Annotated in this window: 15 protein-coding genes; 7 read left to right on the top strand and 8 right to left on the bottom strand. The window is 53.4% G+C overall.

Translation table 11 applies throughout. From position 1 onward, the window contains the following. The first annotated feature begins 14 nt into the window (after positions 1–14). Genes B1728_RS19470 through B1728_RS19455 form a run of 4 tightly spaced genes read left to right on the top strand, consistent with a single transcriptional unit; the run spans position 15 to position 2,510 of the window. Positions 15–395 (top strand): DUF1257 domain-containing protein, encoded by a 381-nt coding sequence (locus B1728_RS19470; RefSeq protein WP_179136095.1) that lies wholly within the window; start codon positions 15–17, stop codon positions 393–395. Positions 396–402: 7 nt separating this feature from the next. Continuing rightward, entirely contained in the window at positions 403–594 is a 192-nt protein-coding gene (locus B1728_RS19465; RefSeq protein WP_079912061.1) for a DUF2997 domain-containing protein, read from the top strand. Between the two features lie 3 nt (positions 595–597). Further along, on the top strand, positions 598–1,182 hold the full coding sequence (locus B1728_RS19460; protein ID WP_079912060.1) for a 4Fe-4S single cluster domain-containing protein: 585 nt from the start codon (positions 598–600) through the stop codon (positions 1,180–1,182). Then, on the top strand, positions 1,179–2,510 hold the full coding sequence (locus B1728_RS19455; protein ID WP_079912059.1) for an ankyrin repeat domain-containing protein: 1,332 nt from the start codon (positions 1,179–1,181) through the stop codon (positions 2,508–2,510). Before B1728_RS19460 ends, B1728_RS19455 begins: the two co-directional genes overlap by 4 nt. Positions 2,511–2,611: 101 nt before the next feature. On the opposite strand, the gene B1728_RS19450 is transcribed toward B1728_RS19455, so the two are convergent. The 8 genes from B1728_RS19450 to B1728_RS19415 all read right to left on the bottom strand — a co-directional run bounded on the left by B1728_RS19450 (position 2,612) and on the right by B1728_RS19415 (position 11,075). Beyond that, the gene (locus B1728_RS19450; protein WP_079912058.1) at positions 2,612–3,787 is read right to left on the bottom strand and encodes a hypothetical protein; all 1,176 of its coding nucleotides are present in this window, start codon (positions 3,785–3,787) and stop codon (positions 2,612–2,614) included. Between the two features lie 34 nt (positions 3,788–3,821). Next, a complete protein-coding gene (locus B1728_RS19445; protein ID WP_079912057.1) occupies positions 3,822–4,685 on the bottom strand; it encodes a hypothetical protein in 864 nt (287 codons plus the stop codon). Between the two features lie 65 nt (positions 4,686–4,750). Then, positions 4,751–5,617 (bottom strand): SDR family oxidoreductase, encoded by an 867-nt coding sequence (locus B1728_RS19440; protein ID WP_079912272.1) that lies wholly within the window; start codon positions 5,615–5,617, stop codon positions 4,751–4,753. Continuing rightward, positions 5,598–6,980, bottom strand: a complete 1,383-nt coding sequence (locus tag B1728_RS19435; RefSeq protein WP_144027942.1) for a F390 synthetase-related protein — start codon at positions 6,978–6,980, stop codon at positions 5,598–5,600. Before B1728_RS19435 ends, B1728_RS19440 begins: the two co-directional genes overlap by 20 nt. After that, positions 6,980–7,855, bottom strand: coding sequence for an MBL fold metallo-hydrolase (locus tag B1728_RS19430; protein WP_079912056.1), 876 nt, complete (start codon positions 7,853–7,855; stop codon positions 6,980–6,982). Before B1728_RS19430 ends, B1728_RS19435 begins: the two co-directional genes overlap by 1 nt. Beyond that, complete coding sequence (locus B1728_RS19425; RefSeq protein ID WP_079912055.1) at positions 7,824–8,816, bottom strand: NAD-dependent epimerase/dehydratase family protein; 993 nt, start codon at positions 8,814–8,816, stop codon at positions 7,824–7,826. The genes B1728_RS19430 and B1728_RS19425 overlap by 32 nt, the downstream gene beginning before the upstream one ends. After that, the gene (locus B1728_RS19420) at positions 8,813–10,093 is read right to left on the bottom strand and encodes an ATP-grasp domain-containing protein (protein WP_079912054.1); all 1,281 of its coding nucleotides are present in this window, start codon (positions 10,091–10,093) and stop codon (positions 8,813–8,815) included. The genes B1728_RS19425 and B1728_RS19420 overlap by 4 nt, the downstream gene beginning before the upstream one ends. Beyond that, positions 10,083–11,075: a beta-ketoacyl-ACP synthase III gene (locus B1728_RS19415; protein WP_079912053.1), complete on the bottom strand. Its 993-nt coding sequence runs from the start codon at positions 11,073–11,075 to the stop codon at positions 10,083–10,085. Before B1728_RS19415 ends, B1728_RS19420 begins: the two co-directional genes overlap by 11 nt. A 380-nt stretch (positions 11,076–11,455) precedes the next feature. On the opposite strand from B1728_RS19415, the gene B1728_RS19410 reads away from it, so the two are divergent. The 3 genes from B1728_RS19410 to B1728_RS19400 all read left to right on the top strand — a co-directional run bounded on the left by B1728_RS19410 (position 11,456) and on the right by B1728_RS19400 (position 13,912). Further along, positions 11,456–12,706 carry a stalk domain-containing protein gene (locus B1728_RS19410; RefSeq protein WP_179136094.1) on the top strand — a complete coding sequence of 417 codons (1,251 nt, stop codon included), beginning with the start codon at positions 11,456–11,458 and terminating at the stop codon, positions 12,704–12,706. A gap of 156 nt (positions 12,707–12,862) precedes the next feature. Continuing rightward, entirely contained in the window at positions 12,863–13,471 is a 609-nt protein-coding gene (locus B1728_RS19405) for a hypothetical protein (protein WP_144027926.1), read from the top strand. 24 nt (positions 13,472–13,495) lie between these two features. Then, positions 13,496–13,912 (top strand): hypothetical protein, encoded by a 417-nt coding sequence (locus B1728_RS19400; protein WP_079912050.1) that lies wholly within the window; start codon positions 13,496–13,498, stop codon positions 13,910–13,912.

Below are 13,912 nucleotides of genomic sequence, written 5' to 3'. Positions count from 1 at the left end.
ACGGAGCCAAACTCATGAGCCATTTTACCAAAATGAAAACAGAAATTCGCGATATTCAAGCGCTGGAGCTTGCCTGTCGCGAGTTAGGCCTGGATCTGCTTCGAGATCAGTCCGCACGGGGATACAACGGGAGGCTACTTCCCGCAGATTATGTAGTGAAGCTAAAGGGCCCTTATGATCTAGCATTCACTTTGGGCAGAACGGGTGCCTACACCATGACTACGGACTGGTACAACGGGCATGTAGAAAAGGAAGTCGGCAAACGCGCCGAGCATCTGCTTCAGCATTATGCGGTTCATGCCGCTACACTTGCAGCACGCAAGCAAGGCTATGCTGTGGAGCGACGTCAGATGGAGGACGGCTCGATCAAATTGATCTGCCGAACGGGAGGCTAATACAATCATGAAATCAATAGAAATTATCGTCAAAAAGGACGGCACGCTGTCTATTGAAGCCATCGGTTTTCAAGGGAAATCTTGTGAAGCAGCCACCCAAGCCTTGGAGAAGGCGCTAGGCATGACCGAGCAGCGTAAGAAAAAGCCCGAGTATTACCAAAGAACCTCCTTGCAGCAAAACCGGAATGTGGAGTTATAAGCCATGGCTTCGATCTTGTTAAATATCCACGGCATTCACCGCTATTCCTATGTAAACGGCCCGGGGAAGCGCTGCGTCATTCATTTTCAAGGCTGTACGCTGGATTGTCCGGGATGCTTTAACCCGGATTCCCACCCCTTAGACGGTGGAACCCGGATGACGCTGGAAACCGTACTCGAATGCATACCGCAGGATATAGAGGGAGTAACCATCTCCGGGGGAGAGCCTTTTTTGCAGCAAGAGGGCCTTCTCGAGCTGGTAAAATATATAAGGTCGCGGCATCTCTCCGTAGTCTTGTTTACGGGCTTTACAATGAAAGAACTCCGACAGATGCCTTTGGCAACGGATATCCTTCAGCACGTCGATGTTCTCATCGATGGACGATTCGACGAATCCGTTCCTTCGTCTGAACTGACGGCAGGCTCATATAACCAGACCATTCATCTGTTAAGCGAACGATACATATTGGAGGATTTTAAAGCAAGACAAGTCGAGATTACATTGAATTCGGACGGTACCATACAGATGACCGGCTTTCCCTCCGATTCTCTACTTAAATCCATTACAACAAAGGGTGAGTCCATATGAACAATTTCGCCGAGCTTCAGCAAGCTATGGCCCGTGATTTGAACAGCCTGTATCAAGCAAGCGGCCTGTTTCAAACCTTATTCCGGCTTCAGGGAGTTACATTGAATCAAAACAACTACAATCAAATTATTCAAGGATTTTCCTCGGCCCGCCATCTCTCCAAGGACCGTACTGAAGTTCTGGTACAAACGATATTTCATTATTTAAATATCAAGGTAGATCAGCCTGAGCCGATAGCGGCGGGAACGGCTGCCCAGAAGAAGAAACAGCCCGAGCAGGAGGCGGCCGCACCGGAGGAACCCATTCAACCCATTACGATCAATAAGGAATCCTATAAAGCGCTGCAAGAAGCTATCATGAATGGAGATTTGCATACGGTCAAGACGCATATGGTCTCAGGAGCCAAAATCGAGCATAAATACCGCGGAGGTTTTACTCCCCTGCTGGCCGCAGCCAAGCATCATTCGTGGGATATCGTGGAGTATCTTATCGCCCGGGGCGCTGATGTGAATGCTGTTAATAACGATAATTTCACCCTGCTGGCCGAGGTCATCCGAGAGAAGCAGTCGCACATTTTTGAAACGCTAATGACCAAAACCTTGTATTCTAACACCATGGAATTAGGGATGTCCTCCTGCGTTCTTAATCAGGCGGATTCCTTCTACGTCGAACAGCTGCTGGCCAAGGGTGCTACCCTTAGACAAGCGCTGATTGACTTTCTCTTGAAAGGCAGCAACACCAAGCTTGTCGAATACATGTTCAAATACCAGCTGCTGGACCGTTCGGGCTTAAATCAAAGTCTGGCGGAGGCTTGCTCCAAGTATGGCAAGGATTTGGCGCTTGTCAAAAAGCTTGTTCAGCAAGGCGCCGATGTGCGCTGCAAAACCAAAAATGAACGAAATCTGATCATCGCAACCGTATACAGCACAGGTTATGACGTATTTGAGTACGACGATGAAAGCCTGGAAACCGATATCGATGATCAACAAATTGCCATCATCCATTATTTAACCGAGCAGGGCGTTGATATTAATGAACCCGATGTTGTGGGGAGAACAGCCCTTCATTATGCAGCCGGGATGAATCATCTCGCGTTAGCTTCTTTCCTATTAAGAAAGGGAGCCGACCCTCAGGTAGCCGATCTTCTTGGCAAAACTGCCTTAGACTATGCAGATGAAAAGGGGTATCAAGAAGTAGCCAACGTGTTAACGGGAGCTGCCGGACAGCGATCATCGCAATCCGTCGCCCGTGAGCAAGAGCCCTCCAGCTTTCCTCCTGATATTGCTGGAAGAAGGAAGCTGAAGCTTAATCTGGATGGGCAGGATTAACACCATAAATTCAACGACACTTCAGCCGTGGCTGCCAGGAACGGATTTCCGCTCCTGGTAACAGCTGAGTACATTACACACTCCCCCCCGATTCAGCAGCTTCAAGTCTGCCCCAGTTCTTCTAGCTTCTCCTGTAAATAAAGAATGTGCCTGGAAAAGGCAGCGTTCAGCTGCCTATAATGATCGATCGTCAATCCGCCCAGCAGCGATGCTTCCCATTGCTCGATCGTCTTATGGATGATGGTTTCCCCGGCATTTACGATGTGCTGCCTTAACGATTTGTCGCCTAACTCCTTCAGCTTAATGACGTCGAGATAGGTCAGAAAATAATGATAGTATTGATTGACCGAATCATCGATCTGCTTTTTCCGCTGCTTCAATGCACTCTCTTTGGTCAAAAATCCCGTGACAACGGTCAAGGCGGCAACGAACAGCGCCATCGGAGGAAAGACGTTCAAAATCGCCCATGTCAGCGTGTGCCACCCCGCCGCCAAAGCGAGGACGCTCGCAACCGTAGTGCCAATGGAGACAAGGAATATCTGCTCCGTTGCTCCTACCTGAAACTGCAGCTCGACATTCTCCCTTGCTTTATGGACCAGCATATGCGGGATAATCCGCTGCAAGTCAGGCTGCTGTGCAGCGATTTCCTTTTTCCACGCCTCTTCATAGACCTTATTGCAGTGGTCCAGTATGAGTCCTATATCCACTGACACCTGCTTGGGATGAAGGTGCTGCTCCATCAGTGTCTCTACAATCGATTTGTCGTCGATCACCTTCTCGTTGGCGGTCAGCTTTTGACCGCCGAGCTTTTCGGACAATTGATTAGCGCCTTTGACGGCATAATTGACCAATGACCCCATTTTCTTGGCCGAATCCTTGATTCCGCTGTACCAGGAGCTGTCCAGTTCTAATTTGTGGTGCATTACCGTTTTTTTCTGCTGAAAATAGGCGGCAAGCCGATCATAGGCGGTCTGGAAAAAGAGCTCGGGAGCCTGGGAGTTAAATTTCCACAAATTTTTATGACGCTCTGTAAACTCGTCGGTGATGCTCAAATATTGGCTCGCCTGCGCCTGAACAATTAACTGCTCTTGAATGAGGGCAACGCGTATTTGGTCGTTGTTCCTTGCCTTCGCCAAAGCCTCTCTCACAGGTGCAAGGGCTTTCGTAAAGGAATCGATAATATTATCCGCCGTCTCCGGGCTCACAGCCCGCATATCTCTATGTACCTTGCCGAATGCTTCCAGGTTAATAATCTTATCCATCCATTTCTCTGTCATCCTGTATCTCCTTGTCGTCGTTGGCTATAGCTGGCTATATTTGTAGCGAAATTTTGCGGTACAGCACAGCTGCAGGCCGCATAAGAGCCTTGAGTCTCCGGAAGGCATCCTCCGGATTCGTTACCGCATAGGAGACCAGCAGCGCTACCGCCGCACCCGTGAGGCAGCCAATCCAGACAGGTCCACCGACTAACGACGAGACGAGCAAGGCGCTGCCTGAGACTAAAGCTCCTTTGCCGCATTGCTTCATCGCTGCAACCGGATCGCCGCTTCGGATTGCACTGTATACCATTCCGCCGGCCGCTATCGGGAACAGAATAGGGTTCGCTGTCACAAGCGATGAGATAAGAAGCCCCCCGGAAAGCCTGGATAATCGTGAAGGATCCGGTTGATTCCCAAGCAGCAGTGACGCTGCAAGTCCCCCAAGGCCTCCAAGCAGCTCCGAACCGTTAAAAGTAAGGGCGTCTGCCAAAAAGGTTTTGGAAATGCCCAGTTCACCTACCATATTCCCCAAGTGGTTGAACTGCTCCTGCGTCAAAGAAAATAACGGGTTGATTCCCGACTTGGAGGCGGCGTCCCTCAATAGATGCTCACACGCTTGAAGAAGCTCGGTGACGAAGGAATCATCCGTCTTGACATCTCTCACCGCTTCGAATGCCCCCCAAATCGTATGCTGGCCGTCCAGCAAATGGTGTAGGCCCGAGCCGCCTATATGCGTCTCGTTGTAGATAGAATCGATAGCCTTGTCATAGGCATCGAAGTTATGATTGAATTCGTTCGCCAATAAACCTGACAAGGGGTCTCCCAGCGGCGTTACCCCCGCTCCGAGAATAAGCGATTTGTCAGCTACGCTTATCGTGCCAAAGCTTAAATCACGAAGTCTTCTGTTTTTATCCATCCAGGCACATCCCTATCATAAAAATTTCATTCGGGTTGCTGGAGAAGGGATTTCCGCCTCCTGCTTCACTTCTCCAGCTCCCTGAGCAGGATCCGCTCGAACCATTTCCAGGGCAGCAGCGCTTTCCCTAGAATGGCCGCTCGTGCCCCTTTCCCTAAGGTGTAACGCAACCGGGGGTAACGGGAACGGGCGATCCCGGCAACGGCGCGGGCGACCTCTTGAGGGTCATCCGCATGCTCTGCCGTGCGCTTCGAATAGTTCATAATGGCGTTGAGATATCGGCTGTAAGGGGAATCCTTGGAAGCTCGTGCCCCCATATGCTCAAAGCCTTTATTCCATATGCTCGTCTTGTAAGCCCCCGGTTCGGCCAAGACCACATGGACGCCGAAGGGGAGCATTTCGAGCCGCAGCGCTTCGCTAAAGCCCTCTACCGCAAACTTGGAGGCTGCATAAGGTCCATAGCCCGGAAAGCCTACTCTGCCGCTTACGCTGCTGATCTGGATCACCTTGCCTTGTCGGCGTTCGCGCATAAAGGGAAGCACGGCCTGGGTCATAGCGACCAGACCGAAGAAATTCACGTCCATTTGCTTCTCCCAATCCTCCATGGGGATCTCCTCAATGCATCCTCCGATGGCCAGCCCCGCATTATTGACAAGAACATCGATTGATCCGTGCCTATCGATCACTCGGGCAACGGCAGCGGAAATTGCGCCGTGATCCGTCACATCCAGCGGCATGCATTCAATGAACGAGGCCAGCCCGGCCTCGTCGGCCTGCTGCATCAGCATGTGATTGTTGGCTGTATCGCGCATCGTGGCCATGACCCGATAGCCCTGCCTGGCAAGCTCCAATGCGGTAAGCAGGCCGAAGCCGCTGGACGCGCCAGTGACGACCGCAATCGGCCTATCGCTTTTATTTAGCTGAACCGGCATATATGGTTGCTGATTCAATCCTTATCTCCCCTTTCCCAGTCATAGGACTGAACCTGCGCTCGACACGTCTAAGCTTCTGAACGCCCGGTGTCCAGTTCAGCAGGCTGAATTGGACGGACGGCGCAGAACAGCCTATTCTAGCCCATAAGCGGTCCAGCGAATCCAGGATGCTCTGTTGAACCGGGTCCATACTGCCTTCCTTCCCCTGCTTGAGCCTTATGGAGATCTCCAAGGCATCCGGGGCATGCTGTACGGCCTTGTATTCTTCGACATCCTCCGATGCGGAAATAATAGCACGGCTGATAAAATCAGGAAATACCGGAACAAGCCCCCCATCCGCCAAGCCGTACAAATAAAAGAGATCGTCACAGCGTCCCTCTACCCGCTCTAAAGCCAGATGAGGGGACCCGCAAGGACAAGGCTCCGCCCTCTCGGTTAATATATCATTCAACCGATAACGGATGATCGGCTGTGTCGTCCGTGAGAAATCCGTAATGATCGGTACGAACTTACGCAGGCTTGCGTCCAGATAGTCCTTCTCCACCGCGACGATATCCTCGTTGAGATGAAGCGTTCCGTGTGGGCAGGTAACGGCCAGGAAGCCCTCGGTACACTGATAAATTTGGTGCACCTTCTGCTTGAATGCCGCCTCTATCCGTTCGCAGTCCAACGGATCCAGCACCTCGGCCACCGACAAAATGCGGTGCGGCTGAATGTCCAGCCTGCCGCTCTCCGCAGCCTCGGCCAGCACGCGCAGCAGCGACGGGGGCGCCGCCAGGATCGTAGGCTGCTGCCGGTTCAGACTATCCACATGCTCGGCCAACGGGTCGAGCAGATCGTAGAACCGGAACTGCAGCCTGCGGCTGCCGACGCTGCCGTACAGATTGCTGTCGGCGCGCAGGAAGAATGCGATCCGCTCGCGGTGAAGCAGCGAGCGGGGCAGCACCTTGGCGAGCACCGTGCCGGCCCAGGCCATCCGTTCCCGGGTGCTGACCAGGAACAGCCCTCTGCTGCCGGAGGTGCCCGAGGACATGCCGATCGTAATCGAGCCGATCGTAGGGGTGAAGTCCCGGCTCGCCTCAGCCTTCAGCGCCAGAGCAAAGGCTTCGTCCCTGTCGATCCCCGCCGTGTTCAACCGGTTGAAATGCTCCATCATCTCCGGTTTCCCGATGATCGGGAACCGTCCCCATTCACTGTCGGGGAGCTCTCCCCATAGCTCCCTGTAAAATGCAGAGCGGCTCCTTACGAACCGGAGATGCCTCCGTATGCGTTTCTCCTGCCACTGCTCTAACCGTTCGCGGGAGGAAAATCTCATGCGGTATTTCGTCAGCAAGTAATACCATACAATCAACAGCCTGCCGATCACCCTTCAGCACCGCCTTTCACGAGTGAATCCCATACCTCACCGCAATGCGACGGGATAATCCGCAGCTCCGGGCATTGCTTATAGACTTGATGAACTTTGTGAAAGCTGTCCCTATATTGAATACGGTTTGCCATGATGAAGTCCGCCATCCAATGGGGAGGCAGCAGCTCGCGGTAAGCCCGGCTGCTCCATACGGCATCCGCGCACAAGAAGTAAGCTTGACTCTCCGAGGACACGATAATTCCGATCTGGCCTGCCGCATGACCGGGCACGTCGACGGCTATGACGCTGCCGTCCCCGAACACGTCCATCCCCCGCCGGAACGGCAGCTCCGGCGGCAGCTCGATGAGACGCCTCTCATCGATGGGGAGCGAGCGCGCCTCGAAGTCATCGGGCAATAGTCCCGGTAAATACCCCGCCACCACTGCGCTCCAGCCCTTGCGATAACGTACGGCATCGTACGCCTCATGCAGATATATGAATCTTGCATTCGGAAAATCCCGCAAGCCCGCGATATGATCCGCATGAAAGTGAGAGATAATAATGTACCGAATACCGGCCGGGTCAATCCCACGCAGGCGCAGCTGATGGGCTGCACTGTCCTCCGGTGTGAAATAAACCGGCGTCATCCGCCCATACAACGAATAAGGCCATCGGGCCGTTTCTTCGAAGAAACGGTCCGTATAGCCGGTATCGAACAGAACCGGCCCCCGCTCCGGATGCTCGATAAGTGCAAATAAAGCCGGAAAACGTACGGTCCGGCCGCTTCCTCCACGGATGGTTATCCGCTCCTTATGCGTGCAATAGCCCGCCGCCATCAGGGTCACTTCTGTGTATACTTTAACCATGCTGTTCCTTATACCAAGCGGCATAGGCGTCAATCCCTTCCTTCACCGTCACCCGGGGACGGTACCCGAGCAGCTCCTTCGCCGCCGAAATGTCGAGCGTCTGGCCTCTGCCGAGCAGGCCGACCGCATACCGGGTCAATAGCGGCTCCTTGCCGCTCCCGAACAAACGGGCCAGCCCTTCCATGCATCCCGCCGCCAAGTAGGCTGCGGGATAAGGAATGCGTCTCGCCTGCATCGGCTCCCCGAGCCGCTCGAACAAATAGTACAGCGCATCGATGAACCGGACCGGCTCATCGTTCGTTATATTAAATTTACGCCCCAGGGCGGCGGCAGGAGCCGACATGCACAGCAGCAGCGCATCGACGGCATTATCGATATAGGTCATGTCGATTACAGCCTGTCCGCCTCGAATGAGCGGCAGTCTCCCCTGGCGATTCGCTTGAATCAGTCTCGGAATAATCGCCGGGTCTCCCGGGCCGAATAGGGCACGGGGCCGAATCGTTATGACCGGAAGGCCGGATTCATAGGCCTGGTCGACCTCCTGCTCCGCCAGAAGCTTTGTCTCCGCATATCCATTGGCCGCTCTGCGTGGTAAAGGGGCCGTCTCCACGATCCCATACCGATCGGTGTAGTCGAAATAAATGCTTGGCGTCGATACATGGATAAGCCGCTGCACGCCGTTGGCGGCGCACCCTTTAATCACATTACGGGTCCCCGTAACGTTGCTCTCATAGAAATCGTTATAGCTGCCCCATAACGAAGACAAGGCTGCGCAGTGGAACACGATCTCCTGCCCCTCACAAAGCCGGGCCATCTGAACCGTGTCCTCCAGCCGGGACGGGACGAAGGTGATCCCCTGTTCGGTCAGCTCGGCTCCGATTCGTTCCTTCCTTCCGGTCGCCGTCACCTCATGACCGAGCTTATATAGAGCTATCGATAAGCTCCTGCCCAGAAATCCGGTCCCCCCCGTGACCAATACTCTCAATACATCTCACCGCCGTTCCATTCAATGTCCCGCGTGGACGCTTCCATCACGGAAATCCGATGCTCCCTGCCCTTGCGCCAATTCCAATATACGAGCCGGAATTGCTGCCAGAACGGCTGCGGATCACGAAGCCGGAGCACGACATCCTGCGCCCCTGCAAGGAATCGCAGCCAACAGGAGAAGCGGCTCCGTCCTGCGGGAGATAATGCAGCCGCCAGACCGTAGCTTATCATAGCCACGGTAATCATGGCTCTGCGGCCCGTCTGCGGCGTGATCCGCTTCTGCTCCGATTGCAGCTGCCGTTCGCCCCCAAACAACGCCTGATCCAGCCGGTCCTCCGGCCGAAACAGATGAACCCCGCTGGTCGCTCTAGGATTGCATTCCAGCGGATAGGCCGTTCCATCCTCTGCTTCTATGAAATCAAAGGCGATCTGTCCTGTAAAGCCCTCTTCCTGTACGAAGTGCTCGACCCAGCGGTCGATCCCCGAATGCCGTACCGGTTCGAAGCTGATGCAGGCGCCGAGCCCTGCCGTAAATCGGACCGGGTACACCGCATGCGCGGTTATCCTTCCCTGATGGGCGATGCTGTAGCTGCAATAGGCGGCTCCCTCCATATACTGCTGCGCGACCCAAGGTGCAGCCGCCGAAACCGGCAGTTCCCTTATAGTCAGCGTATAGGATCGCCAGCCATCTGCAGCAGCCTCCGCTAGGAATACCTTGCTGGAAAACCGGGAAAACACCGGCTTAAACACCCATTTCGTAGCAGCAGGGCCTCCAGCCTCATGCCGGAGCCTGGCCTCTTCCGCGGCCCGCTCCATGAAGGCAAGGCAGTCCTGCTGCGACGTTAACAGCCGCGTCTCCGGTACGGCGAGCCCCAGCTGCGCGGCCCGCTGTATGAACTCCCATTTGCTGTGCAGGCGCCGTAATTTATCGAGCGGCTCCACGAAGACACGGCATAGGGGGCTAAGCTCGGCCAGGCCTCCGGCCACGTAGAACAGCTCCTCGCACATCGGCAGCAGCCATTCGATCCGTTCCTTCTCAATAAGTTGCTTTAAAGCCTCCACATAGGCTTTCGGATGGATAGCAGGCTCCGGTACGATGTAGCTGCGCCGTACCGCTCTGGACCGCCAGCACAAGTGCTGCGGACAGCTCTCGGCCATGAAGACGAGGTGCCCGTTCGCCGCCAGCTGGCGGGCCAGATCCAGAGCAGCCGGCGCCCGTCCCCCCGTCAGCAGTACCCGCTTCCCCGTCTCCGATCGCTGACCGCTAGTAGTCAAGGATCATCCCTCCGACCGACAGGCCGGCTGACGTCCCGAGCAGCATCACCCTCGAGCCGCGGGTTATGCGCCCTTCACGGATCGCTTCATGCAGCCCCATCGGGATGGAAGCCGCAATCGTATTGCCGTGCGTCGGGGTAATAAACATCAGCTGCTCCTGCGAAATGTTCAGCTTGCGGCTGATCAGCCTCATCGCCATCGCGCTTCCCTGATGCGGCACGACCACCTGAATATCCTTCATCGAGCACCCGGCCTCCTGCAATAGCGATGCTGCAAAGCCGGGCAGAATCCGCGATGCCATCTTGTAGATCCCCGGTCCGTCCATCTCGAACAGGAAGGCTTCCTCCTCCTGCCCGGACAACGCATGCGCTCCCGTGCCGCCTCCGCGAATTTGCGAGAGATGTGCGCCGGAGCTGTACGTCTTCATGGCGGAGCACAGGATGCGGGAGCCTTCCCTCTCCTCTGCCGCCTCGATAAGGACAGCCGCCGCTCCGTCTCCGAACAGGGCTGCGCTCTCCTTATGCGACCAGTTGAGACCGAGGGAGGCAATCTCCGTCGAAACGAGCAGCACGCGCCGGTATCTGCCTGCTGTCACCATGTAAGACATCACATCGAGTCCGGTCAGGAAGCTTAGACACGTTGAATTGATATCGAAGGCGGGAACTCCGGACCATTCCTGCCCCAGCGCCCTTTGGATGAGTGAGGCTGTGCTTGGAATCGGCTGCTCCATCGTGCCGCTCGCGCATACCAGACAATCGATGTCGGTGAATTGCATACCCGCCTGCCTTAAGGCTTCCCGGGCAGCAATGGCTCCCATCTGGGATGCCGTCTCATCCTCGACGAAATGCCTTCGCTTGACGTCTGACTTTTTCTGTACCCATCCCGCCGGAACTCCCAGCATCTCATCCATCTCTTCCGCCGTTACAACCCGTTTGGGCAAATATTTGCCTGTACCCGTTATTTTAATGTTTCTGCTCTGCATAGTTAACCCTCCTCATGCATGCACGTTGTCAAATCCACTATGAGATGTAATCGAGGACCGTGATACATGATTGCTTGTCGAAACTTGTATACCCTATTGTAAACTATTCCGCTGAAGCTAAAAGTACTATTTTTTTCTAATACCTGGTCAAAGCAAACAAGCCGCCCCGGAGAGCAGCTGTGATTTCACTTGTTTCACGAAATGAAACTTTTTTTCTTAGGACGATCATTCCAAAAATCAGGGGGGCCGTTTTTACCAAGGAATGGGTAAATCCGTGACAACCTGCCTACTGGATTCACCTCCCATTTTCCTATTTTTATTTCCATTTTTTATAGTATCATTATACATAATTGTCAATTCAACATTTGTGGAGGATGAGAATGAGAAGATCAAGCATTTCATGCAAGCTCCTGACAGGTTCCATTGCTTTGGCTTTATTATGGGGAGGGGGAGCCCATCCCGCCTTGGCGGCCGATACGGCCTTCATCAACCAAATATCGGAGCAATACCAGACCTTTGAGAAAAAACACCGGGACCTGTATGATCAGTATCTTCAGAATGAAAGGCATTTGTATGACACCTATCACAGTCAAATGATGGCGGTCTATAATGAGCTTATGCGGCGGTCCCATGCCGATTTGGATACAATGACAAGCCTGATAGACAGCGACATTCAACAATTGAAGCAAAAGTATAAAGAAAACAGCTCCGAGTTTAAGGATTATGTCCGGAAAGCGGATAAGAATCGTGCCGGAGGTCCTATGAATCTATACAAAAGTATCATGGATCCGAATAGGGCCGGCAGCCCAATGGATCAATTTGAGGATAGCTTGGATGCCAACTCGGCAGGCAGCGCAACCGATCAGTATGATGATACTCTTGACCCGAATCATGCAGGCAGCGCGATGGATACCTACGACGACGAAGCGAATCAGCACTCCGCTGGAAGTGTCATGGACGGTTTTGAGAAGGATTCGTCCATTCATAGTGCAGGCAGCATTATGGACAGGTATGAGAAAGGAAAGCTGACGAAGTCCGAGGCGGAACAATTGATGGCGGATGCCCTGGCCAAGGCTGAAGCCGGTATGAACAAGCGGATCAGTGAAACCGAGCACAGCGTGCAAGCCCAAAAAAACGAATCGCTGCGCGACATCCGCGACGCCTGGCTGAACGTGAAGAACTCTCTCCTTAAGCAGCGCGAGCAGACGATCCAGGAGATTTCGGAGGCACGCAAGAAATTGACCGGCACTGGGATCGATTTTGAGCCGTTAGTTCTGGACGACTGGATTACCGTTATCGTAGACGGAGATTACTTAATCTTCGAGCAGCCTCCGGTTATCGTGGATGGGAGCACCCTTGTGCCTATGCGGACTATTTTTGAGAAGCTGGGGGCAGAGGTGCTATGGAACTCAAACGACCAATCCGTCACAGCCAACAGAGGAGCTGCATCCGTCTGGCTTCAAATCAATAACAGCAGTGCCCGAATCAATAATCAGAGCCAGACACTGGAGCTCGCGCCGAGGATGATTAACGGGAACACCATGGTGCCTCTAAGATTTGTCAGCGAAGCGCTCGGCTGTAATGTGCAGTGGGACGACAGCAAGAAGACGATCACCATCACCTCCGCGTAAGGCATCTAGTCAGTGAAATATCAAGAGGGCTTGCCTCCATTTGTGGAGGTGAGCTCTTGTTTTTTTGCAACTTTTTCCATTAAGGGGGAGTCTATATAAATGGAATTTTTTACTATCGAGGATCAGGAGTTTGAAATAGCAAAGGAGAGTCGTTGCATGAAGACGCATATCCCCTCAATGAGATTCAGGCTGATCCTGCTTGCCGTATCGGTTGGCATCCTGGCGCTGCTCATGGGTATCGGGACCTTCATTCATAAGGGAGCGGATCCCCCCGCTACAGACCCGATGGTGACAGCGCCATCTCAAGCACCGTTCGATCGGTTTCTCTCCAAGATAACGACGAAGTCCGATGTGAAGAGAGAGCTGACGACCGCACATGCTCATCTCAATGAAATCACCGGCTGGAAGCATTATGAGGAAATGAATCTCGGCCAATGGGCCAATTACACGGAGTACCATTTCATGCAGCACGCCCTTTACGACAAAATGGCTGAGATCGTTACCGACCGTGACATTCAAACGGACTTAAGAAATGTTTCCAAGCTTATCCGGTATGCTAAAGAGAATGATCGGTTGGATCAAAGTCTGGATGCCGTCCTGCGGGCTCACCGCATTGTTCACGATCTGGATTTCTATGTGCTGGCTAACGGACAAGAAAATCTGAAGGGAAAAGACCGATTCGGCGCATCATTCGCCATGAAGGAGCATCAGGAAGCGGAGGAAATTCAAGCTTGGATTAACCATCATATCGATCATACACTATAAAAGTGTCTCTGGAGGAAAGCGATCATGTCTGCTGTAAAGAAGCTCATCCTATCCGTTATGGCTTTCGCTTTACTATCGGCACTGCTGTATTACTTCGTGTACGCCAGCCCTAATGCCAAGTGGAACAGCCCGCAAAGATATATCCTCGACCAGTTTTATCAAGCGTTTCAAACCAAGGATTACTCCATGATCTCACCGCTGATCTTTGACCGAAATCCCCAGATGGTCATTAACATCAGGCACTGGTATGGGGACGTGAAAAGCTACCACATACAGACCATTCGCAGCGTTTCCAGCTCCGAGAAGCAAGCTGTCATTACGGTAACCAGCCTTAGAGAAGGTAAGGAGCACCGCAACACCGATACGATTCTATTGGCTAAGCAGGATGGCGGATGGGCCATTACATCCTATAACTCTGATTTGGAGTACAAGCTCCCGTAA

Source organism: Paenibacillus sp. 32352 (assembly GCF_002042965.1).
Lineage (GTDB): Bacteria > Bacillota > Bacilli > Paenibacillales > NBRC-103111 > Paenibacillus_S > Paenibacillus_S vulneris.
This window is presented reverse-complemented; position numbering and strand designations above follow the sequence as displayed.

Coding starts and splice junctions, on each gene's coding strand:
- B1728_RS19470 (WP_179136095.1), top strand. CDS start 15: ATGAGCCATTTTACCAAAATGAAAACAGAAATTCGCGATATTCAAGCG.
- B1728_RS19465 (WP_079912061.1), top strand. CDS start 403: ATGAAATCAATAGAAATTATCGTCAAAAAGGACGGCACGCTGTCTATT.
- B1728_RS19460 (WP_079912060.1), top strand. CDS start 598: ATGGCTTCGATCTTGTTAAATATCCACGGCATTCACCGCTATTCCTAT.
- B1728_RS19455 (WP_079912059.1), top strand. CDS start 1,179: ATGAACAATTTCGCCGAGCTTCAGCAAGCTATGGCCCGTGATTTGAAC.
- B1728_RS19450 (WP_079912058.1), bottom strand. CDS start 3,787: ATGACAGAGAAATGGATGGATAAGATTATTAACCTGGAAGCATTCGGC.
- B1728_RS19445 (WP_079912057.1), bottom strand. CDS start 4,685: ATGGATAAAAACAGAAGACTTCGTGATTTAAGCTTTGGCACGATAAGC.
- B1728_RS19440 (WP_079912272.1), bottom strand. CDS start 5,617: ATGCCGGTTCAGCTAAATAAAAGCGATAGGCCGATTGCGGTCGTCACT.
- B1728_RS19430 (WP_079912056.1), bottom strand. CDS start 7,855: ATGCCGCTTGGTATAAGGAACAGCATGGTTAAAGTATACACAGAAGTG.
- B1728_RS19415 (WP_079912053.1), bottom strand. CDS start 11,075: ATGCAGAGCAGAAACATTAAAATAACGGGTACAGGCAAATATTTGCCC.
- B1728_RS19410 (WP_179136094.1), top strand. CDS start 11,456: ATGAGAAGATCAAGCATTTCATGCAAGCTCCTGACAGGTTCCATTGCT.
- B1728_RS19405 (WP_144027926.1), top strand. CDS start 12,863: ATGAAGACGCATATCCCCTCAATGAGATTCAGGCTGATCCTGCTTGCC.
- B1728_RS19400 (WP_079912050.1), top strand. CDS start 13,496: ATGTCTGCTGTAAAGAAGCTCATCCTATCCGTTATGGCTTTCGCTTTA.